The sequence below is a fragment of the Streptomyces triticagri genome, assembly GCF_003429565.1.
Classification (GTDB): Bacteria; Actinomycetota; Actinomycetes; order Streptomycetales; family Streptomycetaceae; genus Streptomyces; species Streptomyces triticagri.
Window position 1 is genome coordinate 22,939 of the sequence record NZ_QUAK01000025.1, and the last position, 25,437, is coordinate 48,375.

At 70.1% G+C, this 25,437-nt stretch carries 30 protein-coding genes; 5 read left to right on the top strand and 25 right to left on the bottom strand.

What is annotated here, in order from left to right; genetic code table 11:
• Nucleotides 1-48: 48 nt before the first annotated feature.
• The gene (locus tag DY218_RS05000) at nucleotides 49-411 is read right to left on the bottom strand and encodes a YciI family protein (RefSeq protein WP_128554686.1); all 363 of its coding nucleotides are present in this window, start codon (nucleotides 409-411) and stop codon (nucleotides 49-51) included.
• 224 nt (nucleotides 412-635) lie between these two features.
• Between DY218_RS05000 and DY218_RS05005 the strand changes: the two genes are divergently transcribed.
• Nucleotides 636-1,100 (top strand): carboxymuconolactone decarboxylase family protein, encoded by a 465-nt coding sequence (locus tag DY218_RS05005; protein WP_128554687.1) that lies wholly within the window; start codon nucleotides 636-638, stop codon nucleotides 1,098-1,100.
• A gap of 18 nt (nucleotides 1,101-1,118) precedes the next feature.
• Here DY218_RS05005 and DY218_RS05010 read toward each other — a convergent pair whose 3' ends face one another.
• From DY218_RS05010 to tsaB, 4 genes are read right to left on the bottom strand one after another with little or no spacing between them, the layout of a single operon-like run.
• On the bottom strand, nucleotides 1,119-1,376 hold the full coding sequence (locus DY218_RS05010; RefSeq protein WP_128554688.1) for a hypothetical protein: 258 nt from the start codon (nucleotides 1,374-1,376) through the stop codon (nucleotides 1,119-1,121).
• Nucleotides 1,373-2,521 carry a tRNA (adenosine(37)-N6)-threonylcarbamoyltransferase complex transferase subunit TsaD gene (gene tsaD, locus DY218_RS05015; RefSeq protein ID WP_128554689.1) on the bottom strand — a complete coding sequence of 383 codons (1,149 nt, stop codon included), beginning with the start codon at nucleotides 2,519-2,521 and terminating at the stop codon, nucleotides 1,373-1,375. Before tsaD ends, DY218_RS05010 begins: the two co-directional genes overlap by 4 nt.
• A complete protein-coding gene (gene rimI / locus DY218_RS05020) occupies nucleotides 2,514-3,113 on the bottom strand; it encodes a ribosomal protein S18-alanine N-acetyltransferase (RefSeq protein WP_128554841.1) in 600 nt (199 codons plus the stop codon). The genes tsaD and rimI overlap by 8 nt, the downstream gene beginning before the upstream one ends.
• A 17-nt stretch (nucleotides 3,114-3,130) precedes the next feature.
• Entirely contained in the window at nucleotides 3,131-3,784 is a 654-nt protein-coding gene (gene tsaB, locus DY218_RS05025; RefSeq protein WP_128554690.1) for a tRNA (adenosine(37)-N6)-threonylcarbamoyltransferase complex dimerization subunit type 1 TsaB, read from the bottom strand.
• 139 nt (nucleotides 3,785-3,923) lie between these two features.
• Here tsaB and DY218_RS05030 point away from each other — a divergent pair, with 139 nt between their 5' ends.
• Nucleotides 3,924-4,472 carry a hypothetical protein gene (locus DY218_RS05030; RefSeq protein WP_128554691.1) on the top strand — a complete coding sequence of 183 codons (549 nt, stop codon included), beginning with the start codon at nucleotides 3,924-3,926 and terminating at the stop codon, nucleotides 4,470-4,472.
• A gap of 651 nt (nucleotides 4,473-5,123) precedes the next feature.
• Nucleotides 5,124-5,276 (top strand): hypothetical protein, encoded by a 153-nt coding sequence (locus tag DY218_RS34840; protein ID WP_233521370.1) that lies wholly within the window; start codon nucleotides 5,124-5,126, stop codon nucleotides 5,274-5,276.
• A 73-nt stretch (nucleotides 5,277-5,349) separates the two neighbouring features.
• Here the strand turns inward: DY218_RS34840 and tsaE are convergent, their stop codons facing one another.
• The 7 genes from tsaE to DY218_RS05070 all read right to left on the bottom strand — a co-directional run bounded on the left by tsaE (nucleotide 5,350) and on the right by DY218_RS05070 (nucleotide 12,761).
• The gene (tsaE, locus tag DY218_RS05040) at nucleotides 5,350-5,910 is read right to left on the bottom strand and encodes a tRNA (adenosine(37)-N6)-threonylcarbamoyltransferase complex ATPase subunit type 1 TsaE (RefSeq protein WP_128554693.1); all 561 of its coding nucleotides are present in this window, start codon (nucleotides 5,908-5,910) and stop codon (nucleotides 5,350-5,352) included.
• Nucleotides 5,879-7,123 (bottom strand): alpha/beta fold hydrolase, encoded by a 1,245-nt coding sequence (locus DY218_RS05045; RefSeq protein ID WP_407703557.1) that lies wholly within the window; start codon nucleotides 7,121-7,123, stop codon nucleotides 5,879-5,881. The genes tsaE and DY218_RS05045 overlap by 32 nt, the downstream gene beginning before the upstream one ends.
• Before the next feature lie 162 nt (nucleotides 7,124-7,285).
• On the bottom strand, nucleotides 7,286-8,428 hold the full coding sequence (gene alr, locus DY218_RS05050) for an alanine racemase (RefSeq protein WP_128554695.1): 1,143 nt from the start codon (nucleotides 8,426-8,428) through the stop codon (nucleotides 7,286-7,288).
• Nucleotides 8,429-8,588: 160 nt separating this feature from the next.
• Entirely contained in the window at nucleotides 8,589-10,082 is a 1,494-nt protein-coding gene (locus DY218_RS05055) for an NAD(P)H-hydrate dehydratase (RefSeq protein ID WP_128554696.1), read from the bottom strand.
• A 94-nt stretch (nucleotides 10,083-10,176) separates the two neighbouring features.
• A complete protein-coding gene (locus tag DY218_RS05060; protein WP_128554697.1) occupies nucleotides 10,177-10,545 on the bottom strand; it encodes a holo-ACP synthase in 369 nt (122 codons plus the stop codon).
• Entirely contained in the window at nucleotides 10,542-12,389 is a 1,848-nt protein-coding gene (gene glmS, locus DY218_RS05065) for a glutamine--fructose-6-phosphate transaminase (isomerizing) (RefSeq protein ID WP_128554698.1), read from the bottom strand. Before glmS ends, DY218_RS05060 begins: the two co-directional genes overlap by 4 nt.
• A gap of 138 nt (nucleotides 12,390-12,527) precedes the next feature.
• On the bottom strand, nucleotides 12,528-12,761 hold the full coding sequence (locus DY218_RS05070; protein WP_128554699.1) for a hypothetical protein: 234 nt from the start codon (nucleotides 12,759-12,761) through the stop codon (nucleotides 12,528-12,530).
• Nucleotides 12,762-12,955: 194 nt separating this feature from the next.
• Between DY218_RS05070 and coaA the strand changes: the two genes are divergently transcribed.
• Nucleotides 12,956-13,942: a type I pantothenate kinase gene (coaA, locus tag DY218_RS05075; protein ID WP_128554842.1), complete on the top strand. Its 987-nt coding sequence runs from the start codon at nucleotides 12,956-12,958 to the stop codon at nucleotides 13,940-13,942.
• Nucleotides 13,943-14,046: 104 nt separating this feature from the next.
• Here the strand turns inward: coaA and glmM are convergent, their stop codons facing one another.
• The 3 genes from glmM to rplM all read right to left on the bottom strand — a co-directional run bounded on the left by glmM (nucleotide 14,047) and on the right by rplM (nucleotide 16,572).
• The gene (gene glmM / locus DY218_RS05080; protein ID WP_128554700.1) at nucleotides 14,047-15,405 is read right to left on the bottom strand and encodes a phosphoglucosamine mutase; all 1,359 of its coding nucleotides are present in this window, start codon (nucleotides 15,403-15,405) and stop codon (nucleotides 14,047-14,049) included.
• 165 nt (nucleotides 15,406-15,570) lie between these two features.
• Nucleotides 15,571-16,086: a 30S ribosomal protein S9 gene (gene rpsI / locus DY218_RS05085; protein WP_128554701.1), complete on the bottom strand. Its 516-nt coding sequence runs from the start codon at nucleotides 16,084-16,086 to the stop codon at nucleotides 15,571-15,573.
• A gap of 42 nt (nucleotides 16,087-16,128) precedes the next feature.
• Nucleotides 16,129-16,572, bottom strand: a complete 444-nt coding sequence (gene rplM / locus DY218_RS05090) for a 50S ribosomal protein L13 (protein WP_128554702.1) — start codon at nucleotides 16,570-16,572, stop codon at nucleotides 16,129-16,131.
• A 332-nt stretch (nucleotides 16,573-16,904) separates the two neighbouring features.
• On the opposite strand from rplM, the gene DY218_RS05095 reads away from it, so the two are divergent.
• Nucleotides 16,905-17,843 (top strand): hypothetical protein, encoded by a 939-nt coding sequence (locus tag DY218_RS05095; RefSeq protein ID WP_128554703.1) that lies wholly within the window; start codon nucleotides 16,905-16,907, stop codon nucleotides 17,841-17,843.
• Here the strand turns inward: DY218_RS05095 and truA are convergent.
• The 10 genes from truA to secY form a co-directional block, all read right to left on the bottom strand.
• Nucleotides 17,817-18,671 carry a tRNA pseudouridine(38-40) synthase TruA gene (truA, locus tag DY218_RS05100; protein WP_128554704.1) on the bottom strand — a complete coding sequence of 285 codons (855 nt, stop codon included), beginning with the start codon at nucleotides 18,669-18,671 and terminating at the stop codon, nucleotides 17,817-17,819. The two genes, DY218_RS05095 and truA, sit on opposite strands and share 27 nt — an antisense overlap.
• A gap of 111 nt (nucleotides 18,672-18,782) precedes the next feature.
• A complete protein-coding gene (rplQ, locus tag DY218_RS05105) occupies nucleotides 18,783-19,277 on the bottom strand; it encodes a 50S ribosomal protein L17 (RefSeq protein ID WP_128554705.1) in 495 nt (164 codons plus the stop codon).
• 204 nt (nucleotides 19,278-19,481) lie between these two features.
• The gene (locus tag DY218_RS05110) at nucleotides 19,482-20,504 is read right to left on the bottom strand and encodes a DNA-directed RNA polymerase subunit alpha (RefSeq protein WP_003966937.1); all 1,023 of its coding nucleotides are present in this window, start codon (nucleotides 20,502-20,504) and stop codon (nucleotides 19,482-19,484) included.
• Between the two features lie 253 nt (nucleotides 20,505-20,757).
• The gene (gene rpsK, locus DY218_RS05115; RefSeq protein ID WP_003948617.1) at nucleotides 20,758-21,162 is read right to left on the bottom strand and encodes a 30S ribosomal protein S11; all 405 of its coding nucleotides are present in this window, start codon (nucleotides 21,160-21,162) and stop codon (nucleotides 20,758-20,760) included.
• Between the two features lie 65 nt (nucleotides 21,163-21,227).
• Nucleotides 21,228-21,608, bottom strand: a complete 381-nt coding sequence (rpsM, locus tag DY218_RS05120; RefSeq protein WP_128554706.1) for a 30S ribosomal protein S13 — start codon at nucleotides 21,606-21,608, stop codon at nucleotides 21,228-21,230.
• Nucleotides 21,609-21,815: 207 nt separating this feature from the next.
• Nucleotides 21,816-21,929, bottom strand: a complete 114-nt coding sequence (gene rpmJ, locus DY218_RS05125) for a 50S ribosomal protein L36 (RefSeq protein ID WP_003974245.1) — start codon at nucleotides 21,927-21,929, stop codon at nucleotides 21,816-21,818.
• 69 nt (nucleotides 21,930-21,998) lie between these two features.
• Nucleotides 21,999-22,220 carry a translation initiation factor IF-1 gene (gene infA, locus DY218_RS05130; RefSeq protein WP_003948620.1) on the bottom strand — a complete coding sequence of 74 codons (222 nt, stop codon included), beginning with the start codon at nucleotides 22,218-22,220 and terminating at the stop codon, nucleotides 21,999-22,001.
• 139 nt (nucleotides 22,221-22,359) lie between these two features.
• On the bottom strand, nucleotides 22,360-23,196 hold the full coding sequence (map, locus tag DY218_RS05135) for a type I methionyl aminopeptidase (RefSeq protein WP_128554707.1): 837 nt from the start codon (nucleotides 23,194-23,196) through the stop codon (nucleotides 22,360-22,362).
• 137 nt (nucleotides 23,197-23,333) lie between these two features.
• The gene (locus tag DY218_RS05140) at nucleotides 23,334-23,993 is read right to left on the bottom strand and encodes an adenylate kinase (RefSeq protein WP_128554708.1); all 660 of its coding nucleotides are present in this window, start codon (nucleotides 23,991-23,993) and stop codon (nucleotides 23,334-23,336) included.
• Complete coding sequence (gene secY, locus DY218_RS05145; RefSeq protein WP_128554709.1) at nucleotides 23,993-25,306, bottom strand: preprotein translocase subunit SecY; 1,314 nt, start codon at nucleotides 25,304-25,306, stop codon at nucleotides 23,993-23,995. Before secY ends, DY218_RS05140 begins: the two co-directional genes overlap by 1 nt.
• Nucleotides 25,307-25,437 lie beyond the last annotated feature (131 nt).

Consider the following 25,437-nt stretch of genomic DNA (forward strand, 5'->3'; position numbering starts at 1 on the left):
AAACGCCGGGGGGCGCCCCGGACGGAGGCGCCCCCGAGACCGACCGGCTCAGCCCTCCACGATCTCCCGGATCTCCGCGGTGAAGTCCACGCCGTCGTGCAGGCCGACGAAACGGCGGGCCCACTCCACGGCCTCCGCCCGGTCCGCGCACTGCAGCATCGCGTAGCCGCCGACGATCTCCTTGGCCTCGGTGAAGGGACCGTCGGTGTACGACAGGTCGCCGGCCTTCCAGTGCAGCCTGACCCCTTCGTGGGTGGGCTTGAGGCCCGAGGTGTCCAGTAGGACGCCGGCCTTGGACATCTCCTCCAGCAGCTTTCCCACGTTCTCGATCACTTCGGGGCTGATGTCGGGGCGGTTGTCCGGGTCGGTCGGGTCCTCGCCGTGCCGGATCATCATCAGGAAGCGCGACATGGTGGTCTCCTACGGTGCGGGGCGGGGGCCGTTCCCCCGCTCTCACCTCTGCGTCGATCGGGCCGGGGCCGGATCGACACCCCCCCGGCAAAGTATTTCCCGGAGATCTTCCCCCGACCGGTCACACTCCCGCGCGGCGATCCGTCATGGCAGTGAACATCGCCCACGCGGAGGGACCCTCCGCACGATGCGGCCCCGCAGAAGGGGCCCGGACGGAGACAGCCATGCAGAAGGCACGTATGCAGAACCCCGCGGCCCTGCTCCCGGAGGCCACCAAGGGCATCCTGCAGGTGGTGAAGGCCGTGCAGCAGGACGACTCCCTGCCGCCCGCGGTCCTGGAGCTGGTGCATCTGCGGGCCAGCCAGATCAACGGCTGCAGCTTCTGCGTCGACTCGGGCGTACGCAGCGCCAAGAAGGCCGGCGAGAGCGACGAGCGGCTGCACGCGGTGGCGGCCTGGCGCGAGTCGCCGCACTTCACGGACGAGGAGCGGGCCGCCATGGCGCTCGCCGAATGCGCGACCCGGCTCAGCGACCGCTCGGACCCGGTGCCGGACGACATCTGGGAAGAGGCCGCCACGTACTTCGACGAGAAGCAGCTCGCCACGATCGTCCTGTGGACCGCGGTGACGAACCTCTTCAACCGCATGAACGTCGCCACCCGTCAGCCGGCGGGCGAGATCACCTGGTGAGTCCGGGCGGCGGGCGCCTCACCCGTCGCCGTACGACTCGAAACGCCAGCGGTGCACCGGACGGTGCAGCAACTCGCCCGGGGGTTCGGGCAGTTCGGGCAGCTCCGCGTCGTAGGCGGCGGCCCACCAGGTGATGACGAGGACGCGGTCGCCCGGCGCGCCGAGGATCTCGCGGCGCAGCGGCGCGCCGGCCGGGGGCTGTGCCCGCACCCAGGCCAGCAGGTCGCCGCCGCGGCCCTCGGCGGCTCTCGCCTCCCACATCAGGGCCACGGTCATGAGTACAGGTTGTCCTTGCTGACCTCGTGCACATGGTCGTGGCCGTGCGAGTGCGTGTGCGCGTGTGCATGGCTGTGGTCGTGCACCGGCTCCGCGCCCGGCACCAGCGGTTCGGTGACCGGGAGCGAGGAGTCCGCGGACAGGTCGAGGGCGGATGCGGAGCGGTTGCGGGCCACCATCTCGGCGCCGAGGGCCGCGACCATCGCGCCGTTGTCCGTGCAGAGCCCAGGCCGCGGCACCCGCAGCCGGATGCCGGCGCGCTCGCAGCGTTCCTCGGCCATCGCACGGAGCCGCGAATTGGCCGCGACTCCCCCGCCGATCATCAGGTGGTCGACACCCTGGTCCTTGCAGGCCCGTACGGCCTTACGGGTCAGCACATCGGTGACCGCCTCCTGGAACGAGGCCGCCACATCCCGTACCGGCACCTCCTCGCCCGCGCTCCGCTTCGCCTCGATCCAGCGGGCCACGGCCGTCTTGAGCCCGGAGAAGGAGAAGTCGTACGCGGGATCGCGCGGCCCGGTAAGCCCGCGCGGGAAGGCGATCGCCTCCGGATCACCCTCACGGGCGAGGCGGTCGATCACCGGGCCGCCGGGGAAGCCGAGGTGCAGCACCCGGGCGATCTTGTCGAAGGCCTCGCCCGCCGCGTCGTCGATGGTCGCGCCCATCGGCCGTACGTCCGAGGTGATGTCCGAGGAGAGCAGCAGCGAGGAGTGCCCGCCGGAGACCAGGAGGGCCATGGTCGGCTCGGGCAGCGGGCCGTGTTCGAGCTGGTCCACGCAGATGTGGGAGGCCAGGTGGTTCACGCCGTACAGCGGCTTGTCGAGCGCGTACGCGTACGCCTTGGCGGCCGAGACGCCGACCAGGAGCGCACCGGCGAGACCCGGCCCCGCGGTCACCGAGATGCCGTCCAGGTCGCGCGCGCTGACGCCGGCCTGCGCGAGCGCGCGCTCGATGGTCGGCACCATCGCTTCGAGGTGGGCTCGGGACGCGACCTCGGGCACCACTCCGCCGAACCGGGCGTGCTCGTCCACGCTGGAGGCGATGGCGTCCGCGAGCAGCGTCGTCCCGCGCACGATGCCGACGCCGGTCTCGTCGCAGGAGGTCTCGATACCGAGGACGAGTGGCTCGTCACGTGAGTCAGCCATGGGGGTGGGGTCCTTGCTCGGGTCCTGGTGCTTCTGGTGCTTCCGGTGCTTGTGGTGCTTCTGGTGCTTGTGGTGTTGCTCGTATTGCTGGTGCCTCGGCTTCGGGGGTCACGGCGTCCGGGCCCGGGATGCCCGATGCGGGGTCGGCCAGGCGCATGACCAGCGCGTCCACATTGCCCGGCTGGTAGTACCCGCGGCGGAAGCCGATGGGCTCGAAGCCGAACCGCAGATACAGCTTCTGCGCACGGGTGTTGTCCACCCGCACCTCGAGCAGCAGCTCCGCGCACTCGAAGGCGGTGGCGTGCCGCAGCAGATCGGTGAGCAGGGACGCACCAAGACCCGTGCCCCAGTGGTCGGCGGCCACCGCAATCGTCTGTACGTCACCGGTGCTGCCTACGGCCGCAAGGCCCGCGTAGCCGACCAGGCGCTCGGTGCCGTCGCCGGCGGGCTCGACGGCGACCACGTAACGACGGGTGCCCCCGGGCCCACGGGCGTGGGCGAGCTCCGACCAGAACATCCCCTTCGACCAGGCGTCGTCCGGGAACAGCTCACGCTCCAGGCGGAGCACCGGCTCGATGTCCCACCAGCGCATCTCGCGCAGCGTCGCGGTCACCGGGGGGTGACCACCTTGTAGTTCTTGGGCACCTGCGCGTCGGGGCGGCGCAGATAGAGCGGCCGCGGCTCGGGCAACTCCGCGCCGTCCGCGAGCCGTTCGGCCGCAAGCGCGGCGAGCGCTCCCGCGGAGACGTGCTCCGGTCCACGTACGTCCGTGAACGTCTCGGGATACAGCCGTGCGCCCGCGCCGACCGCGGGGAGGCCGGCCACCTGCTCGGCGATGTCGGCCGGCCGGTCGACGGACGGGCCGTCCACCCGGGTGCGCGGCGAGGTGTAGCGCGCCCAGTAGACCTCCTTGCGCCGGGCGTCGGTGGCCACCACGAAGTCGCCGTCCAGTCCCGCGGCGTAGGCGAGACCGTCCAGGGTGCACACGCCGTGCACCGGGATGCCGAGCGCGGAGCCGAAGGTCTCGGCGGTCATCAGGCCGACTCTCAGTCCGGTGTACGGGCCGGGGCCGACGCCCGCCACGATCGCGGTGACGTCGTCGAGGCGTACGCCCGCCTCGGCGAGCACCCGGTCGACGGCGGGGAGCAGCAGCTCCCCGTGGCGTCTGGCGTCCACCGAGCGGGACTCGGCGAGTACGGAGGTGCCGTCGTGCAGGGCGACGCCGACGGCGGGAGTGGCGGTATCCAGGGCGAGCAAGAGCACGCGAACAGCCTACGGCTTGCGCGGCCGGGGCACGGCGTCAAGGGCCGGGCCGCCCCTGCTGCTACCGTCGGCCCCTGAACGGAAGTCGTATCTACGGTGCGCACGGGCGTGCGACCGTACACGCGAAGGGTGGGACCCGGTGTCACGCAGCAGCTCGGGATTCGTGGCCGGGCTCACGGCGGTGGCCCTCGCCGCCGTCGGCTTCCTCGCCTACCAGGCCTCCGCGAACGTCCCGGACCAGCTGGGCAAGGACCGCCCCGAGGCCTCGGCGAGCAGCTCCAAGACCCCCGCCGAGAAGTCCGACCCGAAGGCGCTGCCCGCGGAGTCCGGCTCCGGGGCCCGGGTGGTGTACGCGCTCGACTCGGACCGGGTCTGGCTGGTGGGTTCGCGGAACAAGGTGCAGCGCACCTTCGAGGTCACGCCCAGCACGGTCGATCCGCTGCCGGGCAAGTACGCGGTGACCTCCCGGTCGGGGACGATCACGGGGTCCGACGGGGTGCCGATCGAGCACGTGGTGCGCTTTGCGAACAACGAGGGCGTCGCGATCGGCTTCAGCGCGGCGGTGGACGGCTCGACGGCTTCTCCTGATCCGGAGAAGAAGACGGGTGGGATTCGGGAGTCCCGCGCGGACGGGTCCGCGATGTGGAAGTTCGCGGAAATCGGCCGCCCCGTCATCGTGGTCCCGTAACGCCAGCCCGTCCGGCATCCTCAGCCCATCGGGCAACCTCAGCCCGTCCGGCATCCTCCACGCATCGGGCGACCTCCACCCGTCCGGCTCACCCCAGCCCGTCCGGCAACGTCCGCCCATCCGGCGACCTCAGCCCATCGGGCAAGCCACGTCTCAGAGCCCACCGGGCACACCCTCAGCCCGTCCGGCTCACCCCAGCCCGTCCGGCGTTTGAGGACATCTTTCGGCCCGTTCAGGGCAAATCTTTCAGCCGGTCCGGCGCTTGAGGACACGGCCCGTCCAGGGCAAATCTCAGCCCCCGTCCGGCGCTTGAGGACACAGCCCGTCCAGGGCCGCTCCGGTTCCAGGCATCGGCCTGGCGGCCTCGTCCTCAATCGCCGGACGGGCTCTTTCTTGGCCTGAACGGCCTCGTCCTCAAACGCCGGACGGGCTGAGGATGCCGGACTGGCTGAAGTTGGATGCCGGGTCGGCTGAAGGTGCCGGAGAGCCTTAGGTCGCCAGACAGGCCGAGGTCCCGGAGGGGCAGAGGATGCCGGACCGGCCGAGGGCTAAGCCGCATCGCGGCGGGTGCTGGGGCGCGAAGGCGCAGGGTCTCCCGCCCCGACACGGGGCGACGACCGATCCCCCACCCCCCGCTCCGGAGGAGGAGGCGTGGACACCGCCTCCGCCGCCGCACAGGCGAGAAGCAACTCACTCATCGACGGCGCCGTCGGCGCCGCCGGCGCCGACGGCTGGGGCCTCGCGGACGGATCACGCGCCGGCATGGTGCCTCCTGAAGCTCCGACGGGAGTCGTGGTTAGGTAGACCTAACCACGTCCTCCGTCCATGTGACCACGCCCCGTACCGACCACGCAAGAATTTCCCGACACCTTGTCGGTCAGATCGCGGGATCCACGAGGACGCCCAGGTCCACGTCCGCCCAGCGGGCCCCCACACCGGTGACCGCGACGCCCCGCACCTCGTCGTCCGTGTCCCCCGCGGCCCGGTCGATGACCACGTGCAGCCGGTCCTCGGACAGCTCCTCGACCCGGCCCTCGCCCCACTCCACGACGATCACCGACTCGGGCAGCGAGACATCGAGATCGAGGTCCTCCATCTCGTCGAGCCCGCCACCGAGGCGGTACGCGTCCACGTGCACCAGCGGCGGCCCGGAGCCGAGCGAAGGGTGCACCCGGGCGATCACAAAGGTCGGCGAGGTGACGGCGCCACGCACCCCGAGGCCCTCACCGAGGCCCCGGGTGAGGGTCGTCTTGCCGGCGCCGAGCGCGCCGGTGAGCATCACCAGATCGCCCGCACGCAGCAGGCCGGCCAGGCGGAGGCCCAACTCCCGCATCTCTTCGGGGGACTTGACGGTGAGCTGGGCGGCATTGACTTCGGGACCCGGCCCGTCAGCGGCGGTGCTGCGCTCAGGGGCGGTCCTGGGGTGCGGTGCTTCCATAACTCCTCACGGTAGCGGCCGACGCGACCGCTCCCGCCCGGGTCAGCAGGTCCGCCAGACGGTCGGTGACGGTCTCGGGGTGCTCCATCATCACGAGGTGGCCCGCGTCCGGCACGATCACCAGCTCCGCGTCCGGCAGCGCGTCCCCGATCGCCTCGCTGTGCTCGCTCGGCGTGACCAGGTCCTGGTCGCCGGCGAGTACGAGTACGGGCACGTCCGCGAAGTGCTTCAGGGCCTCGGCCTTGTCGTGGTCCTGGAACGCCGGATAGAACTCGGCGACCACATCGATCGGCGTCGCCTCGATCAGCCGCTCCGCGAACCGCGCCACCGCCGGATCCACGTCCCGCGAGGCGAACGAGTAGCGCTTGATGATCCCCGCGAAGAGGTCCGCGGTGGCCCGCCGTCCGCGCTCCACCAGCTCGGCGCGGGCACCGAGGGCGTTGAGCACCCCGGGCAGTACCCGGCGCACCGCGTTCACCCCGGCCGTCGGCAGTCCGTAGTTGACCTCGCCGAGGCGGCCGGAGGACGTACCGACGAAGGCGACCCCCACGACCCGGTCCCGGACGAACTCCGGGTACTGGTCGGCGAGGGCCATCACCGTCATGCCGCCCATCGAATGCCCGACGAGCACCAGCGGCCCCTCCGGCGCCGCGGCGTCGATCACGGCCTTCAGGTCACGGCCCAGCTGGTCGATGTCTACCGCCACCCCGTCGGCCTGCGCCCGGCCCCGCTCCGACCGGCCGTGACTGCGCTGGTCCCAGTACACGGTACGGACGACCGAGCGCAGCGCCGCGCGCTGGAAATGCCAGGAGTCCTGGCTGAGGCAGTAGCCATGGCTGAACACCACGGTGACCGGTGCGGGCGCCCGGCGGCCGAAGAGCCGTCTGCGGCGCGGGGCTTCGCCGCCGGCCGGGTCGGGCTCGTCGATCTCGTAGTAGAGCTCGGTGCCGTCCTCGGCGGCGGCCCGGCCCGGCATGCCGCGCAGCGCACCGTACGGACCGGCCGCGTCCAGGGCGAGCCGGGCCTTCTTGCGCATCCCGCGGCCGACCGTGAGGCGCTCCACCGCGACACCTGCCGCCGCCCCCGCGGCCACCACGCCTATCGCGACGCCGGCGACTCCCGCCCGGCGCCAGTTCGCGGTGCTCCCGCCGACGACCTGCTGCACCGCGGTGCTCGCCGCCCGGGCGGCGCCCCCCGTGCTGGTCTCGCTCACGTGCGCTCCTGCCTGTCTGCGGCGCATGGATCCCGATTGACGGATCCTGGTTGACGGATCCTGGTTGACAGTTACACCTTCCCCGGCGCGGGGCAACGGTCACAGGTCCGCCGTGATCGACGCTGTACCGTCACGCCGGGCGTCACCCGTTCTCACTCGTTCTCACCCGTTCATATGGACGCGGGGCACGCGTGAACCGATGCGCGTCACGATCTCGTACGCGATGGTGTCCGCGGCGAGCGCCCAGTCGGCCGCCGACGGCTCGCCGCCGTCACCCGGCCCGAACAGCACCGCGGGCTCCCCCACGGCGGGCTCGTCACCCGCCAGGTCGACCACGAACTGGTCCATGGCGATCCGCCCCGCCGCCCGGCGCCACTTGCCCGCCACCAGGACCGGGCCGCTGCCCGACGCATGCCGTGGAATGCCGTCCCCGTACCCGGCCGGGACCAGGCCGAGAGTCGTGGCGCGTGGCGTCACGTAGTGGCGCCCGTAACTGACGCCGTGCTCCGCCGGTACGTGCTTGACCTGCGCGAGCGAGGCGGTGAGCGTCATCACGGGGCGCAGGCCGAGACCGGCGGAGGTGCCGAGCTCGGGCGACGGCGAGATGCCGTACATGGCGATCCCGGGGCGCACCAGGTCGTAGTGCGACCCGGGCAGGGTGAGGGTCGCGGGCGAGTTGGCGATGTGCCGGACCTCGGGGCGCAGTCCGGCCTCGTCGACGATCCGCAGGGCCTCCTCGAAGGCGGTGCTCTGCAGGGCGATGGACGGGTGGCCCGGCTCGTCGGCACAGGCGTAGTGCGACCAGACGCCGGTGACCTTGACGGTGCCCTCCGCCTCGGCCTTCAGGGCCTCCTCGACGAGCCGCGGCCAGTCGGCGGGCTGGCAGCCGTTGCGGCCGAGGCCGGTGTCGGCCTTGAGCTGGATCCGCGCGGTACGGCCGCACTCGCGGGCCGCGGCGGTGACCTCGGCCAGCGCCCAGAGCCCGCTGACCGACACGTCCACGTCCGCCTCGATCGCCTCGCGCCAGGGGCCGCCCGGTGTCCACAGCCAGCACAGCACCCGCGCCTCGCCGGGCCCGATGCCGGCCGCGCGCAGCGCCAGCGCCTCCTCGGGGGTGGCCGCACCCAGCCAGCTCGCGCCCGCCTCCACGGCGGCCCTGGCGCAGGGGATCATCCCGTGCCCGTACGCATCCGCCTTGACGACGGCCATGAAGGCGGAGCGCGGAGCGCGGGCGCGCAAGGCGCGCACATTGGCGCGCAGAGCGGCCAGATCGATCTGTGCGCACACGCGCGGGAACTCGTTCATCGTGGCCCAGTGTCTCAGAGCGCCACGGTGAGCCCGTCCGGCAGCGTATGGCGCTTCTCCCCGGCCGTGGCCTGGCGAGACCCCCTTGTCCTCAAACGCCGGACGGGCTCCTTCTTGTCCTCAATGGCCGGGGCCTGGAACAGCACCCCGCACGAAGCCCTCAGCCGAGAACCTCCCGCCAGGCCCCCGGAATGGCCGCCGCCACATCCTGCGCCGCAACCGGCCCCCCGCCGGAAGCACCCCGCCCCCCGCCGGAGGCGCCCCTCGCCGCAAGCCCATGCAAATACGCCGCAACGGCACCCGCATCCCCCGACAGAAGCCCCGCGGCCAGCAACGCCCCCGCCAAGCCGGACAACACATCACCACTGCCCGCGGTGGCCAACCATGCCGTACCCGTCGAATTGACCCGGACCGGCGCCCCCGCCGGAGCCGCGACCAGCGTGGTCGCCCCCTTCAACAGCACCGTCGCCCCATACGCCGCCGCAAGGCCCCGTACGGACGCGAGCCGCGCGGACTCCACCTCCTCCCTCGGCACCCCGAGCAGCGCCGCCGCCTCCCCCGCATGCGGAGTGAGCAGCGTGGGCGCCGTACGGGCCCGGACCACGGACGGTTCGAGATGCCGCAGCCCCTCCGCATCGACCAGCACCGGCACATCCGTACCGAGCACATCGGCGACCAGCCGCCCGCCGTCCTGCCCGCTCCCGAGCCCCGGCCCCACCACCCAGGCCTGCACCCGTCCCGCGTGCGACGGCGGGCCCTCGTGCACCAGCGCCTCGGGGAAGCGCGCGATCACCTCGCCGGCCGCCGCCCCGACGTACCGCACCGCCCCCGCGCCCGAGCGCACCGCCCCCGCAACCGCGAGCACCCCCGCCCCGGGGTATTGCGCCGAGCCGGCCGCGATCCCGACCACCCCGCGCCGGTACTTGTCACTCTCGGCCCCGGGCCGTGGCAACAGCCGGGCCACGTCCGCGAACTGCAGCGCCTCGACCGCGGGCGCCCCGGCCGGCTCGATCCCGATCGGCACGAGCCGCACCACGCCCGCGTACTCCCGCCCGGGATCGACGAGCAGCCCCGGCTTGTACGCCCCGAACGTCACCGTCGCATCGGCCCGTACGGCCTCCCCGCGCACCTCCCCGCTGTCCGCCTCGACACCGCTGGGCAGATCCACGGCGAGCACGGCGGCCTCCGACTCCCGCGCCGCACGGGCGAACCGGGCCGCGAGCGGCCGCAGTCCCCCCTTGCCGCCGATGCCCACGATCCCGTCGAGCACCAGATCCGCCCGGGCCACGGCACGCAGCGCCGCCTCGGCACCCAACTCCGTCCCGCCACCCGAGCCCTCGGCCTCCAGCGCCGCCCCGCCCGCCTTCCGCAGGGCCGAGAGACCATGCCCGTGCGCCCGCCCCGGCGCAAGCAGCACCGCCGTCACCCCCGCCCCGCGCCGGGCCAGCCGGGCTCCCGCGTACAGCGCGTCACCCCCGTTGTCCCCGCTGCCGACGAGCAGGACGACCCTGGATCCGTAGACCCTGCCCAGGAGTTCGGCGGACGCGGCCGCCAGACCGGCCGCCGCCCGCTGCATCAGCGCACCCTCCGGCAGCCTCGCCATCAGGTCCCGCTCGGCCGCCCGCACCTCGTCCACGCCATAAGCAGTACGCATGCCCCGAGTCTGCCGCACCCACGACGGCCGGGCCGCCCGGACGCCGGGCCGGGGAGCCACCCTCAGGGGGCGTCCGACAAATCTCCTAAATCTCCTAGCCCTCCGCTATCACCACGGCCGATGCGATCCCCGCGTCGTGGCTGAGGGACACGTGCCAGCCCCGTACGCCCAGCTCCGCCGCCCGCGCCGCGACACTGCCGCGCACCCGGAGCCGCGGCTGTCCGCTCTCCTCGACCCATACCTCCGCGTCCGTCCAGAGCAGACCGGCGGGCGCACCGAGGGACTTGGCGAGCGCCTCCTTCGCAGCGAACCGTGCGGCGAGCGAGGCGACCCCGCGCCGCTCCCCGCTCGGCAGCAGCAACTCGGCCGGTACGAAGACCCGTTCGGCGAGCCCCGGAGTCCGCTCGAGGGACCTGCCGAAGCGCTCGATCTCGGCGACGTCGATCCCCACCCCGATGATCATTCGACGGTGACCGACTTCGCGAGATTGCGCGGCTGGTCCACCTCGTTGCCACGGGCCGTGGCCAGCTCGCAGGCGAAGACCTGCAGCGGCACGGTGGACACCAGCGGCTGCAGCAGGGTCGGGGTGGCCGGAATCCGGATCAGATGGTCGGCGTACGGCAGCACGGCCTCGTCGCCCTCCTCGGCGATCACGATGGTCCGGGCGCCACGGGCCCGGATCTCCTGGATGTTCGACACGATCTTGTCGTGCAGCACCGAGCGCCCGCGCGGCGAGGGCACCACCACCACGACCGGCAGATCCTCCTCGATCAGCGCGATCGGCCCGTGCTTGAGCTCGCCGGCCGCGAACCCCTCGGCGTGCATGTACGCCAACTCCTTGAGTTTCAGGGCACCTTCGAGCGCCACCGGATAGCCCACATGCCGGCCGAGGAAGAGCACCGTGTTCTTGTCCGCGAGTGTGCGGGCCAGCTCCCGTACCGGCTCCATGGTGGCGAGCACCCGCTCCACCTCCTGCGCGATGTCGGAGAGTTCATGGATCACGGCGCTGATCTCGTCGCCCCACTTGGTGCCGCGGACCTGGCCCAGATAGAGCGCCACCAGATAGCAGGCGACCAGCTGGGTCAGGAACGCCTTGGTGGAGGCGACGGCGACCTCGGGGCCTGCGTGGGTGTACAGGACGGCGTCCGATTCACGCGGGATGGTCGAGCCGTTGGTGTTGCAGATCGCCAGGACCTTCGCGCCCTGCTCGCGCGCGTGCCGCAGCGCCATCAGGGTGTCCATGGTCTCGCCGGACTGCGAGATCGCCACGACCAGCGTGCGCGGGTCCAGGATCGGGTCCCGGTAGCGGAACTCGCTGGCCAGCTCGACCTCGCACGGCATCCTGGTCCAGTGCTCGATCGCGTACTTGGCGATCAGACCGGCGTGGAAGGCCGTACCGCAGGCCACGATCACCACCTTGTCGACCTCGCGCAGCACGCTCGCCGGAATCCGCACCTCGTCGAGGCTGAGCGATCCCGCGCGGTCGATCCGGCCGAGCAGGGTGTCCGCGACCGCCTTCGGCTGCTCGGCGATCTCCTTGAGCATGAAGTAGTCGTAGCCGCCCTTCTCGGCGGCGGAGACGTCCCAGTCGACGTGGTACGTCCGTACGTCGGCGGGCCGCCCGGCGAAGTCCGTCACCGTCACACCGGCCGGACGCAGCTCCACGACCTGGTCCTGGCCGAGCTCGATGGCGGTACGGGTGTGGGCGATGAAGGCGGCCACATCGGACGCGAGGAAGGACTCGCCCTCCCCTACGCCCACCACGAGCGGCGAGTTGCGCCGCGCACCGACCACCACGTCCGGCTCGTCCGCGTGCACCGCGACGAGGGTGAAGGCACCCTCGAGCCGCCGGCACACCAGCCGCATCGCCTCGGCCAGATCCGCGCACCCGGAGAACTCCTCGGCGAGCAGATGCGAGACCACCTCGGTGTCGGTCTCGGAGGCCAACCGGTGGCCGCGGTCGGCCAGTTCGGCGCGGAGCTCGGCGAAGTTCTCGATGATGCCGTTGTGCACGACGGCGACCCGGCCGGCCTGGTCCAGATGCGGATGGGCGTTGGCGTCGGTGGGTCCGCCGTGGGTGGCCCAGCGGGTGTGGCCGATTCCGGTGGTGCCGGCCGGCAGCGGGCGCTCGAGGAGTTCCTTCTCCAGATTGACCAGCTTGCCGGCCTTCCTGGCGGCGGCGAGCGAGCCGTCCGCGGGCACGGCCACGCCCGCCGAGTCGTAGCCCCGGTACTCCAGGCGCTTCAGGCCGGCCAGGACGACATCAAGCGCCGACTGCGTGCCGACGTACCCCACGATTCCGCACATACCAACCCCTTCACGGCGGACCCACCGGTGACTTCCGGGCAGCTGACGGCTCTCATGCTCGCAGAGCCTGCTGCTGTCCCGGGTGACCCGCGCGTGTCAGGAGGTGCGTACTGTCACGGGCTCGGGCCCGCGCGCCCATCACCAGCCGCGGCTCATCCGGTCGCGGGCCTCGCGGACCAGGCGCAGATACTCGATCTCCTCGCAGCGCGGCTTGCTGCCCCACTCGTAGAAGTCGAGGCAGTCCTCCAGGTCCTCGCCCAGATCGTCGTCGGGCAGATCGAGCACGAGCTCGCCGCGCACCCGCTCGGCGAAGCCGGCAACGGCACCGGCGGAGCTGCTGCGACCTGCGAAAACACGAAGGCGTACGGACATGGCGTCCCTCCGGTCCGGTGCCGGACGCGGCGGCTCCGCCCCGGTTGCCCGGCGAGGCTAGCCCGGCCCGACGGACAGGTCCAGACCTTAGGAGCCAGCCCTTCCGCTCCCGCTCCGCCGCGGACACAACCCGCGCGTCACGTGACGAGCCCCACCTGCAGTCCCTCAGCCGCAGGAGCGACAATGAGCCAGTGATCCTGTCGTCGCCCCCCAGCGCCCCCGGCCAACCCCACCGCCGCACCGAGCCGACGCCGTACGTCGACCTCACCCGCGCCGAGTGGAGCGCCCTGCGCGACAAGACCCCCCTGCCGCTCACGGCCGAGGAGCTGGAGCGGCTGCGCGGCCTCGGCGACGTGATCGACCTCGACGAGGTACGGGACATCTACCTGCCGCTGTCCCGCCTCCTGAATCTGTATGTGAACGCCACGGACGACCTGCGCGGCTCCCTCAACACCTTCCTCGGCGAACAGGGCACCCAGCACGGCACCCCCTTCGTGATAGGCGTCGCCGGCTCGGTGGCCGTCGGCAAGTCCACCGTCTCCCGGCTGCTGCGCGCGATGCTCGCCCGCTGGCCCGAGCACCCGCGCGTCGAACTGGTCACCACCGACGGCTTCCTGCTGCCGCTGAAGGAGCTCAAGGCCCGCGGCCTGACCTCCCGCAAGGGCTTCCCCGAGTCGTACGACCGCCGCGCCCTGACCCGCTTCGTGGCCGATGTGAAGGCCGGCAAGGAGGAGGTCACCGCGCCGGTCTACTCGCACCTGGTCTACGACATCGTCCCGGACCAGCGCCTCACCGTCCGCCGCCCCGACATCCTGATCGTCGAGGGCCTGAACGTGCTGCAGCCCGCCCTGCCCGGCAAGGACGGCCGCACCCGCGTCGGCCTCGCCGACTACTTCGACTTCAGTGTGTACGTCGACGCACGCCCCGAGGACGTCGAGGGCTGGTACCTCAACCGCTTCAAGAAGCTGCGCCAGACGGCCTTCCAGAACCCCGACTCGTACTTCCACCGGCACACCCTGGTGAGCGAGGAGGAGGCCCTGGAGTACGCCCGCACCATGTGGCACACCGTCAACAAGCCGAATCTGCTGCAGAACGTCGCCCCGACCCGCGGCCGCGCCACCCTCGTCCTCCGCAAGGGCCCCGACCACAAGGTCCAACGCCTGCGCCTGCGCAAGCTCTGAGGCCCGCAGCCCTGCGCTGCGCGCGCAGAAGGCGTACCCGGGCCCGGCAACGCAGACGCGGGGCCGGCCCGAAGGCCCGCCCCGCGTCCTGAATCCCTGATCCGTCAGCCGAGCGCCGACTTCACCACATCCGCCAGCCGCTCCGCGACCGCCCGCGCCTGGTCGGTGTCGGCGGCCTCGACCATCACCCGTACCAGCGGCTCGGTACCGGACGGACGCAGCAACACCCTGCCGGTGGAGCCCAGTTCGCGCTCCGCGGCGGTCACCGCGGCGGCCAGCTCGGCGGAGGTCGTGACCCGCGACTTGTCCACATCGGGCACATTGATCAGGACCTGCGGCAGGCGCCGCATCACACCGGCGAGATCGGCCAGGCTGCGCCCGGTCTCGGCCATCCGCGCGGCCAGCATCAGACCGGTCAGGGTGCCGTCACCGGTCGTCGCGTGATCGAGGATGATCACGTGGCCGGACTGCTCACCGCCGAGCGCGAAGCCCTTCTCCTTCATCGCCTCGAGCACATAGCGGTCACCGACCGCGGTCGCCACGAACTGCACGCCCTCGCGCTCCATGGCGAGCCGGAAGCCCAGATTGGACATGACCGTCGCGACGACGGTGTCCTTGCGCAGCGCACCCCGCTCCCGAAGACCGAGCGCGAGCACCGCGAGGATCTGGTCGCCGTCGACCTCCTGCCCCGCGGCGTCCACCGCCAGGCAGCGGTCGGCGTCCCCGTCGTGCGCGATGCCGAGATCGGCCCCGTGCTCGACCACGGCGGCCCGGAGCAGCTCCAAGTGGGTCGACCCGCAGCCGTCGTTGATGTTCAGGCCGTCCGGGTCGGCACCGATCGTGACGACCTCCGCACCCGCCCGCGCGAACGCCTCGGGCGAGACCCGGGATGCCGCACCGTGCGCCTCGTCCAGGACGATCTTCAGCCCGTCGAGCCGGTTGGGCAGTACGCCGATGAGATGCGCGACGTACTGGTCGAAGCCCTCGTCGTAGGTACGCACCCGGCCGACCCCGGCGCCCGTCGGACGGCTCCACGGCGCACCGGTGCGGTGCTCCTCGTACACCGCCTCGATACGGTCCTCGAGCTCGTCGGCGAGCTTGTGACCGCCGCGGGCGAAGAACTTGACGCCGTTGTCCGGCATGGCGTTGTGGCTGGCCGAGAGCATCACGCCGAGGTCGGCACCGAGCGCCCCGGTGAGATGCGCGACGGCCGGCGTGGGCAGCACACCGACGCGCAGCACATCGACGCCGGCGCTGGCGAGCCCCGCGACCACCGCGGCCTCGAGGAACTCCCCGGACGCACGCGGATCCCGTCCGACCACCGCAACCGCACGGCGGCCTTCAAAAGATCCCTGCTCCGCGAGCACATGTGCCGCCGCCACGGACAGACCGAGCGCCAGCTCGGCCGTGAGATCCGCGTTGGCGACACCCCGCACGCCGTCCGTGCCGAAGAGTCGTCCCACTGGTGTCCTCCGAACTGGTCTGAAGCCGTCGGAATGCTTTCCGAACATGCAAGCCGCTGAGCGCGTGTTGTCGTTATACGCCCACGGCGGTTGATAACACGAACGCCCCGGCAGCACTCAGCGTGCCGCCGGGGCGAACGAGTAAGGCGTTTGAGCAGGCAGCGATTAACGCTTGCTGTACTGCGGAGCCTTACGGGCCTTCTTGAGACCGGCCTTCTTGCGCTCGACCGCGCGGTCGTCACGCGTGAGGAAGCCGGCCTTCTTCAGCGGGCCGCGGTTGTTGTCCGCGTCCGCCTCGTTCAGCGCGCGGGCCACGCCGAGGCGCAGGGCGCCGGCCTGACCCGAGACACCGCCGCCGGCGATGCGGGCGACGACGTCGTAACGGTCGTCCAGCTCGAGCACCTTGAAGGGCTCGTTGACCTCCTGCTGGTGCACCTTGTTGGGGAAGTACTCCTCAAGGGTGCGGCCGTTGATCTTCCACTTGCCGGTGCCCGGGATGATCCGGACGCGGGCGATGGCGTTCTTGCGACGGCCCAGGCCGGCGGCCGGCTGCGGGTCGCCGAAGCGGGAGCTCAGGGACTCCGAGGTGTACTCGCCCTCGACGGGGACCTCGGACTCGGTGGTGTACTGCTCGACGTCGGCAGTTTCCTCGAGGGGCTGCTCAACGGTGGTCTCGGCCACGATTCTCCTCAGATTCTTTTTCGTCTTAGGGGGTGGCCGGACTTACTGCGCGACCTGGGTGATCTCGAACGGCACCGGCTGCTGGGCAGCGTGCGGGTGCGTCTCGCCCGAGTAGACCTTCAGCTTCGAGAGCATCTGACGGCCCAGGGTGTTCTTGGGAAGCATGCCCTTGACAGCCTTCTCGACTGCCTTCTCCGGGTTCTTCTCGAGGAGCTCGTCGTAGCGGACGGAGCGCAGACCACCCGGGTAACCGGAGTGGCGGTACGCCATCTTCTGGGTCCGCTTGTTGCCGGACAGGTGCACCTTGTCGGCGTTGATGATGATGACGAAGTCACCAGCGTCAACGTGCGGCGCATAGATCGGCTTGTGCTTGCCCCGCAGGAGCGTGGCAGCAGTGGTGGCCAGACGGCCGAGGACAACGTCCTGGGCATCGATGACGTGCCACTGGCGCGTCACATCGCCGGGCTTGGGGCTGTACGTACGCACGGTCGTAGCCTTCGCTTCTTCAGTGATGGTGTCCCCCGACCCGGCCGGGTCATGGGGATGGGGTCCTGACAAGGCCACCACGGACGATGTACGACAGCCCTGGCGGACATCGGTGACGCAACCGAGTCCTGCCGCTGGTCATCGGCCCGGTGGACCGGTGTAAGGGCCCCTCACGTGAGAATGAGAAAGCCAATACACATAACGAACAGGCAGAATACCCGCGCGTCCCCGGACGGGTCAAAACGCGGGCTCGAGGACCAGTACCACCGGTCCCGCCGTCCAGGACGGATCTGCCGCCATCCAGCCTACCCGTTCGGCCTAAGATGCCCCCCATGAGCTTTGGGCAGGGGGGGCCGGACTGGGACCCCAGGGAACCGCAGCAGACACCCAGCGGCTGGGGCTCCGGCCCGGGGACACCGGGAGCCGGACCGGGCCAGTACCCGGGACAGCTGCCCGGCCAGGCCCCGAGCGGGCCCACTCCGGACTGGGCCGCGCTCGCCGAGGCCTCCGAGGCCAGAGCGCGGCGCCGGCGCTGGCTGATGATCGGCGGCGGCGCCCTCGCCACCGTCGTGGTCGCCTCCGTCGTCGCCTTCGCCGTCGTCTCGGCCAACAGCGACACCGAGGCGAACAAGCCGTCAGACGAGCTGCCCGCCTCCGAGACCCTGCCCAGCAAGACGTCCACCGCCGACCCGTCCTTCCCCGAGGCCGCACCACCACCGCCGCCGGATCCGAAGGACTTCATATCGAGCGCCAAGAAGGACAAGGCCCCGCTCACCCCCGAGGGCCTCTTCCCCGGCACGCAGTACACCAAGGGCGAGAGCGTCTACAAAAAGGGCAGGACCGCGCGCGCGAAGGACTGCGACTCCGTCACCAAGGGCCCGCTCGGCTCGGTCCTCACCAAGAACGACTGCAAGCAGGTCATCCGCGCCACTTACCGCAAGGACGGCCTCGCCGTCACGGTCGGCGTGGCCGTCTTCGAGACCGACAAGATCGCCACGAAGGCCAAGGACCAGGTCGAGAAGGGCAACATCCAGCCGCTGGCCGGCGCGGGCGTCCCCGCCTTCTGCAAGACGTCCGTCTGCCGCACCACGACCAACTCCTATGGCCGGTACGCCTACTTCACGGTGACCGGCCACACCAACGGCAAGAACGTCACCACCAAGGACAAGAAGGCCGTCACCGTCGGCAACGACATCGCCGAGCTCGCCTTCCGGCAGATCCACCGCCGCGGCGAGGCCCAGGCCTCAGCAGCAGCCGGCTTCGCCCAGTGACCGCTTGTTGCGCGCCTCACGGCTGCGCGCGGCCAGCAACTCGTCGACGGGGTAGGCGACTTCCTCCAGCGTGAGCCCGTGCGGGCGTACGACATGCACGGCCGAGTCCCGTACGCCCGCGGCGAGCACCTTCGCGGGCCACTCCACGCCCCGGTGCCCGTCACCGACGAACAGCAGCGCACCGACCAGGGACCGCACCATGTTGTGGCAGAAGGCGTCCGCCCGCACGGTCGCCGTCACGATCCCGTCCGCGCCCCGCTCCCAGTCGAAGCGCTGCAGCGTACGGATCGTGGTGGCACCCTCGCGCCGCTTGCAGTACGCGGCGAAGTCGTGCTCCCCGAGCAGCCCGGCCGACGCCGCGTTCATCGCCTCGACGTCCAACTGCCAGTCGTGCCACAGGACATGGGACCGCAGCAGCGGATCGACCCCGCCCGGATCGTCGGTCACGCGGTACGCGTAGCGCCGCCACACCGCCGAGAACCGGGCATTGAACCCGGCCGGCGCCTCCTCGGCCTTCCACACCCGCACATCGTGCGGCAGCCGCCCGGCGAGCCGCCGCAGCAGCTTCTCCCGGTGCTCCGCCCACACCTCCACCGGCAGGTCCACATGGGCCACCTGCCCGCGCGCATGCACGCCCGAGTCCGTACGGCCCGCCACGGTCAGCTCGTACGTCCGGCCGGACCGGGTCACCGTCCGCAGCGCGTCCTCGATCTCCCCCTGCACGGTCCGCTGCCCCTCGCGCTGCTTCGCCCAGCCCGAGAAGTCCTTCCCGTCGTAGGAAAGGTCCAGCCGCACCCGTACGTGACCGGGCTCCACCTCGTCCGCCACCGGACGTGCCTCCTTGTGCCGTCTTCTCCCGTACGCCGGGTGGCCCCGACGCGCGACGGGCCCGCACCCCCGAAGGGATACGGGCCCGCCGTGACTGCCGTCGCTGCGCGATCAGGCGTCCTTGGACTCCTCGGCGGCCTCAGTGGCCGGCTTGGCGTCCTCGACGACCTCTTCCTTCTTAAGGGCGTCTTCCTTCACCGCACGCTTCGTCGCGGCCTCGGCCTCGCCGACAGCGTTCTGCTGCACGGTGAGGGCCTCCACCAGCTCGATGACGGCCATGGGCGCGTTGTCGCCACGGCGGTTACCGATCTTGGTGATACGGGTGTAGCCACCCGGGCGGTTCTCGTACCGCGGGCCGATCTCCGTGAAGAGCGTGTGCACGATGCTCTTGTCGGTGATGACCTGCAGGACCTGGCGACGGTTGTGGATGTCGCCCTTCTTGGCCTTGGTGACCAGACGCTCGGCGTAGGGGCGCAGACGACGCGCCTTGGCCTCGGTCGTGGTGATCCGGCCGTGCTCGAACAGCGCCTTGGCGAGGTTCGCCAGCAGGTGCCGCTCGTGCGCAGCGCTGCCGCCCATACGGGCGCCCTTGGCGGGCTTCGGCATGGTGTTTCTCCTTGTGTGCTGCCCCGGCCGTATCAGGTACCGGGGTCAGTTCCCGACGAACAGTTGTCCGCCGGAGCTATTCAATTCGCCCCGTCCGTGCTCATCAGCCCGTCCGGCGCTCGAGGACATCTTTTCCAGCCCGTCCGGCGCTTGAGGACGAGGCCGCCAGGCCGATGCCTGGGACCCACCCCGCCGGAAAGGCGATCAGTACTGCTCGGTCTCCACGAAACCCGCATCCGCGTCGTCGTCCGCGCCGAACGCGTCCGCCGCAGCAGTGGGGTCGAAGCCGGGAGGCGAGTCCTTCAGCGCCAGACCCATACCGGCCAGCTTCGCCTTGACCTCGTCGATCGACTTCGCACCGAAGTTGCGGATGTCGAGCAGGTCCGCCTCGGACCGCGCCACGAGCTCACCCACGGAGTGGATGCCCTCGCGCTTGAGGCAGTTGTACGAGCGGACCGTGAGCTCGAGCTCCTCGATCGGCAGCGCCAGATCCGCGGCGAGCGCAGCGTCCGTCGGGGACGGGCCCATGTCGATGCCCTCGGCGTCGATGTTGAGCTCGCGGGCCAGACCGAACAGCTCGACCAGGGTCTTACCGGCGGACGCCATGGCGTCACGCGGCCGCATGGCCTGCTTGGTCTCGACGTCGACGATCAGCTTGTCGAAGTCGGTGCGCTGCTCGACACGGGTCGCCTCGACCTTGTACGTGACCTTGAGCACCGGCGAGTAGATGGAGTCGACCGGGATACGGCCGATCTCCTGGCCCACCTGCTTGTTCTGCACGGCGGAGACGTAGCCGCGACCGCGCTCGACGGTCAGCTCCATCTCCAGCTTGCCCTTGCCGTTGAGCGTGGCGAGGACCAGGTCGGGGTTGTGCACCTCGACACCGGCCGGCGGCGCGATGTCGGCGGCGGTGACCAGACCCGGGCCCTGCTTGCGCAGGTACATCACGACCGGCTCGTCGTGCTCCGAGGAGACGACCAGCTGCTTGATGTTGAGGATGAGGTCGGTGACGTCCTCCTTGACGCCCGGCACGGTGGTGAACTCGTGCAGGACACCGTCGATACGGATCGACGTGACCGCCGCACCCGGGATCGAGGAGAGGAGCGTACGACGCAGGGAGTTGCCGAGGGTGTACCCGAAGCCCGGCTCCAGCGGCTCGATCACGAACCGGGAGCGGAATTCGTCGACGACCTCTTCGGTCAACGAGGGACGCTGAGCGATCAGCATGAAGTGCATCCTTCAGTCATGGGCACCCGCTATTTGATGCCCTCTGATACTGCAAGGGTACGGGCGGCACAGCCCCGAGGAGCCGTACCGCCCGAAAACCCACAAGTCGATCAGCCGGCCGCAGGGACCGGCGCCGACTCAGACGCGAACGCGTCAGACGCGACGGCGCTTGGGCGGACGGCAGCCGTACTGCGACATGAGGGGGATAACCCCCACACCCCCAGCCGCCACCGATCCGGGCCCAGCCCAGATGTCAGACGCGACGGCGCTTGGGCGGACGGCAGCCGTTGTGCGGGGTGGGGGTGACGTCCTGGATCGAGCCGACCTCGAGGCCGGTGGCCTGGAGGGAGCGGATCGCGGTCTCACGGCCGGAGCCGGGACCCTTGACGAAGACGTCGACCTTGCGCATGCCGTGCTCCTGCGCGCGGCGGGCGGCCGACTCGGCGGCCATCTGCGCGGCGAAGGGGGTGGACTTGCGCGAGCCCTTGAAGCCGACGTGGCCGGCGGAGGCCCAGGAGATCACGTTGCCCGTGGGGTCCGTGATCGAGACGATCGTGTTGTTGAACGTGCTCTTGATGTGCGCGTGGCCGTGAGCGACGTTCTTCTTTTCCTTGCGGCGCACCTTCTTGGCAGCGCCCTGACGACCCTTGGGGGGCATCTATAACTCCTACGGGAGGTGGTCGGTCCTACAGCGAAGACCGCTGATGAGCGTCCTGCTGAGGACTACTTCTTGCCCGGCTTCTTCTTACCGGCGATCGCGCGACGCGGACCCTTGCGGGTACGGGCGTTCGTGCTGGTGCGCTGACCGTGCACGGGCAGCCCGCGGCGGTGACGCAGACCCTGGTAGCAGCCGATCTCGACCTTGCGGCGGATGTCGGCCTGAACCTCACGACGGAGGTCACCCTCGGTCTTGAGATTGGCGTCGACGTACTCGCGGATCTTGACCAGGTCCTCCTCGGACAGGTCGCGAACGCGGGTGTTCGGGTCCACCTCGGTGGCGGCCAGCGTCTGCTGGGAAAGCGTCCGGCCAATGCCGAACACGTAGGTGAGGGCAACCTCCACGCGCTTTTCGCGCGGGATGTCAACACCGGAAACGCGTGCCATCTAATGGCTCCAGTTGATTCTCGGAGGTCTTCCGCAGATCCACTCCCACCCGCCGACCGCTTCCTTAGAGGAAGCAGTGGTACGGGACGGGTCCCCGGCCTCCGACCGGGGGTGTCGCCCTCCATCACTGAAGAGGAACGGGACCTGCGTATGTACGTATCGCTTGCGTCGCGCGAGATCTGCGGATGCAGAGGGAGCGATCTGGCGTCAGCCCTGGCGCTGCTTGTGGCGCGGGTTGTCGCAGATGACCATGACTCGACCGTGACGGCGAATCACCCTGCACTTGTCGCAGATCTTCTTGACGCTCGGCTTGACCTTCATCGGTTGAGGTTCTCCGGGCTCAGTGCCACCATCCCGACGCGAGGTCCGCGGCGGTGATGCGGGCAAGATCTACTTGTACCGGTAGACGATCCGACCACGGGTCAGGTCGTACGGAGACAGCTCCACCACGACCCGGTCGTCAGGGAGGATACGGATGTAGTGCATACGCATCTTGCCGCTGATGTGTGCCAGGACCTGGTGGCCGTTCTGGAGCTCAACCTTGAACATGGCGTTCGGAAGAGACTCGACGACAGTGCCCTCGATCTCGATGGCACCTTGCTTCTTGGCCACGCTTCGCCCTTCGAATCGACTACCTTGATCGGCCTCGTACGAGCATGCAGACATGCGGATGCACGAGAGCCGACGCGTCAGTCTACGTCAGGGCACCCGGAAAGACGAATCGAGGAAGGATGCCCCGCGCAGGAGATTTTTAAGCGGCCGGGTCCGGCGCAATGGTGACGCCGTACTCCGCCAGCTTGGCCTTTCCGCCGTCCACCGCGGTCAGGACCAGGGGTCCCTGCTCGGTCAGCGCGATGGAGTGCTCCCAGTGCGAGGACCAGCTGCCGTCGATGGTCTCCACGGTCCACTCGTCCTCGAGCGTGCGGGTACGAGGGGTGCCGAGGCTCACCATCGGCTCGATCGCCAGGCACATGCCGGGCACCAGCTTGGGGCCGCGGCCGCGGCGGCGCTCCACGTAGTTCAGGACGTGCGGGTCCATGTGCATCTGGGAGCCGATGCCGTGCCCGCCGTACTCCTCGATGATTCCGTACTTGCCGGTGGCCGGCCGGGGCTGGCGGCGGATGTAGGACTCCACGGCCTTGGAGATGTCGACCAGTCGGTTGCCCGCCTTCATCGCGGCGAGACCCGCCCACATCGACTCCTCGGTGACCCGGGACAGCTCGACCAGCTCGGGAGCGTGCCCCGTACCGACGAAGGCGGTGTACGCCGCATCCCCGTGCCAGCCGTCGATGATCGCGCCGGCGTCGATCGAGATGATGTCGCCGTCCTTGAGGACCGTCGTCTCGTCCGGGATGCCGTGCACCACGACCTGGTTCACCGAGGTGCAGATGGTGGCCGGGAATCCGCCGTACCCGAGGAAGTTGGACTTCGCGCCGTGGTCGTCCAGGACCTTGCGGGCGACCTCGTCGAGGTCCTTGGTGGTCGCGCCCGGCACCGCGGCCGCCCGGGTCGCCTCGTGGACGGCGGCGACGACGAGCCCCGCCTCGCGCATCTTCGCGATCTGCTCGGGGGTCTTGATCTCCACCATGGGCCTTCAGCTCTCCGTCTTCGTGCGGCCGCCTTCTGTGCGGCCGTCTCGATGGGCCGGCCGGCGGCGGCCGCCCCTCACAACAGTACGGCCGCGACGCCCACCAGGGGCACCGCGGCCGTGGGACCACTGTTCGCTCAGGCGGCGCGGTCGCCCTTCAGAGCGTCCATCGCGCGCTGTGTCACGTCCGACACCTTGCCGAGCGCGGAGATCGTGACGACCAGGCCCTGGGCCTTGTAGTAGTCGATGATCGGCTCGGTCTCGCTGTGGTAGACCTCGAGGCGGCGGCGGACCGTCTCCTCGGAGTCGTCACCGCGCTGGTAGAGCTCGCCGCCGCAGGTGTCGCAGACACCTTCCTGCTGCGCCGGGCTGTACGTCACGTGGAAGACATGACTCGAGTCGTTCTTGCAGATGCGGCGGCCGGCGATGCGCTTGACCACCTCGTCCTCGGGGACCTCCAGGTCGAGCACCGCGTCCAGCTTCACACCGTCCGCGTTCAGCGAGGCGTCGAGGGCCTCGGCCTGCGAGACGTTGCGCGGGAAGCCATCGAGCAGGAAGCCGTTCGCGGCGTCCGGCTGGTCCATGCGGTCCTTCGCCATGCCGATCGTCACCTCGTCGGGCACCAGGTTCCCGGCGTCCATGTACGCCTTCGCCTGCTTGCCCAGCTCGGTGCCCTGGCTGATGTTGGCACGGAAAAGGTCACCCGTGGAGATGTGCGGGATCGACAGATTCTCGGCGAGGTACGCAGCCTGCGTGCCCTTGCCCGCACCGGGCGGTCCGACGAGGACGATTCGCATCAGCGGAGGAACCCTTCGTAATTGCGCTGCTGGAGCTGGCTCTCGATCTGCTTCACCGTCTCCAGACCCACACCCACGATGATCAGGATGCTTGTCCCGCCGAACGGGAAGTTCTGGTTCGCACCGAAGCCGGCCAACGCCATTGTCGGCACTAGAGCAATCAGACCCAGATACAGCGAGCCCGGCCAAGTGATCCTGTTGAGCACGTAGCTCAGGTACTCGGCAGTGGGCCTACCAGCCCGGATGCCCGGGATGAAGCCACCATACTTCTTCATGTTGTCGGCCACTTCCTCGGGGTTGAAGGAGATGGCGACGTAGAAGAAGGCGAAGAACACGATCAGCACGAAGTACGTGGCGATGTAATACGGGTGGTCACCCTTGACGAAGTGGGCTTCGATCCACTGCACCCAGCCGGCGTTGGATCCGCTGAACTGCGCGACGAGCGCGGGGATGTAGAGCAGGGACGAGGCGAAAATCACGGGGATGATGCCCGCCTGATTGACCTTCAGCGGGATGTACGTCGAGGTGCCGCCGTAGGAACGGCGGCCGATCATGCGCTTCGCGTACTGGACGGGGATCCGGCGCTGCGCCTGCTCGACGAAGACCACGAGGGCGACCATGAACAGGCCGACCAGGATCACGATGCCGAACTCGATCCAGCCGCCCGCGAGCTTGCCCTGCTCCTTGATGGCCCACAGCGAGCCGACGAAGCCGGCGGCGATCGAGATGAACATCAGGATCGACATGCCGTTGCCGATGCCGCGGTCGGTGATGAGCTCACCGAGCCACATGACGCAGGCGGTACCGGCGGTCATGGTGATGACCATGGTGACGGTCACGAAGATCGACTGGTCGGGCACGATCTCGTTGGCGACCGGGCAGCCCTGGAAGAGTGCGCCGCTGCGAGCGGTGGCGACCAGGCCGGTGCCCTGCAGCACCGCGAGCGCGACGGTCAGATAACGCGTGTACTGCGTGATCTTGGCCTGGCCCGCCTGGCCTTCCTTCTTCAGCGCCTCGAGCCGTGGAATCACCACGACGAGCAGCTGAAGGATGATGCTCGCCGTGATGTACGGCATGATCCCCAGCGCGAAGATGGTGATCTGCAGCAGTGCGCCACCACTGAACATGTTCACCAGACCGAACAGGCCCTGGTTGGTGTTGGCCTGGTCGATACAGACCTGCACGTTCGAGTAGCTCACACCGGGGATCGGGATATGCGCCCCGAACCGGTAGATCACGATCATGGCGAGCGTGAAGAGCAGCTTCTTGCGCAGGTCGGGCGTCTTGAACGCCCGGGCGAACGCGGTGAGCACGGTGCCTCCTGCGACCCCCGCGCTACTGCGTCAGAGGTGACGGTCTTGAGGATCGACGAATATGTAAGACGTAATGCGATGTAACTGAGCGGTCTGGCTGTGAAGTTGGTGGTCGGGGAACTGACGGCAAG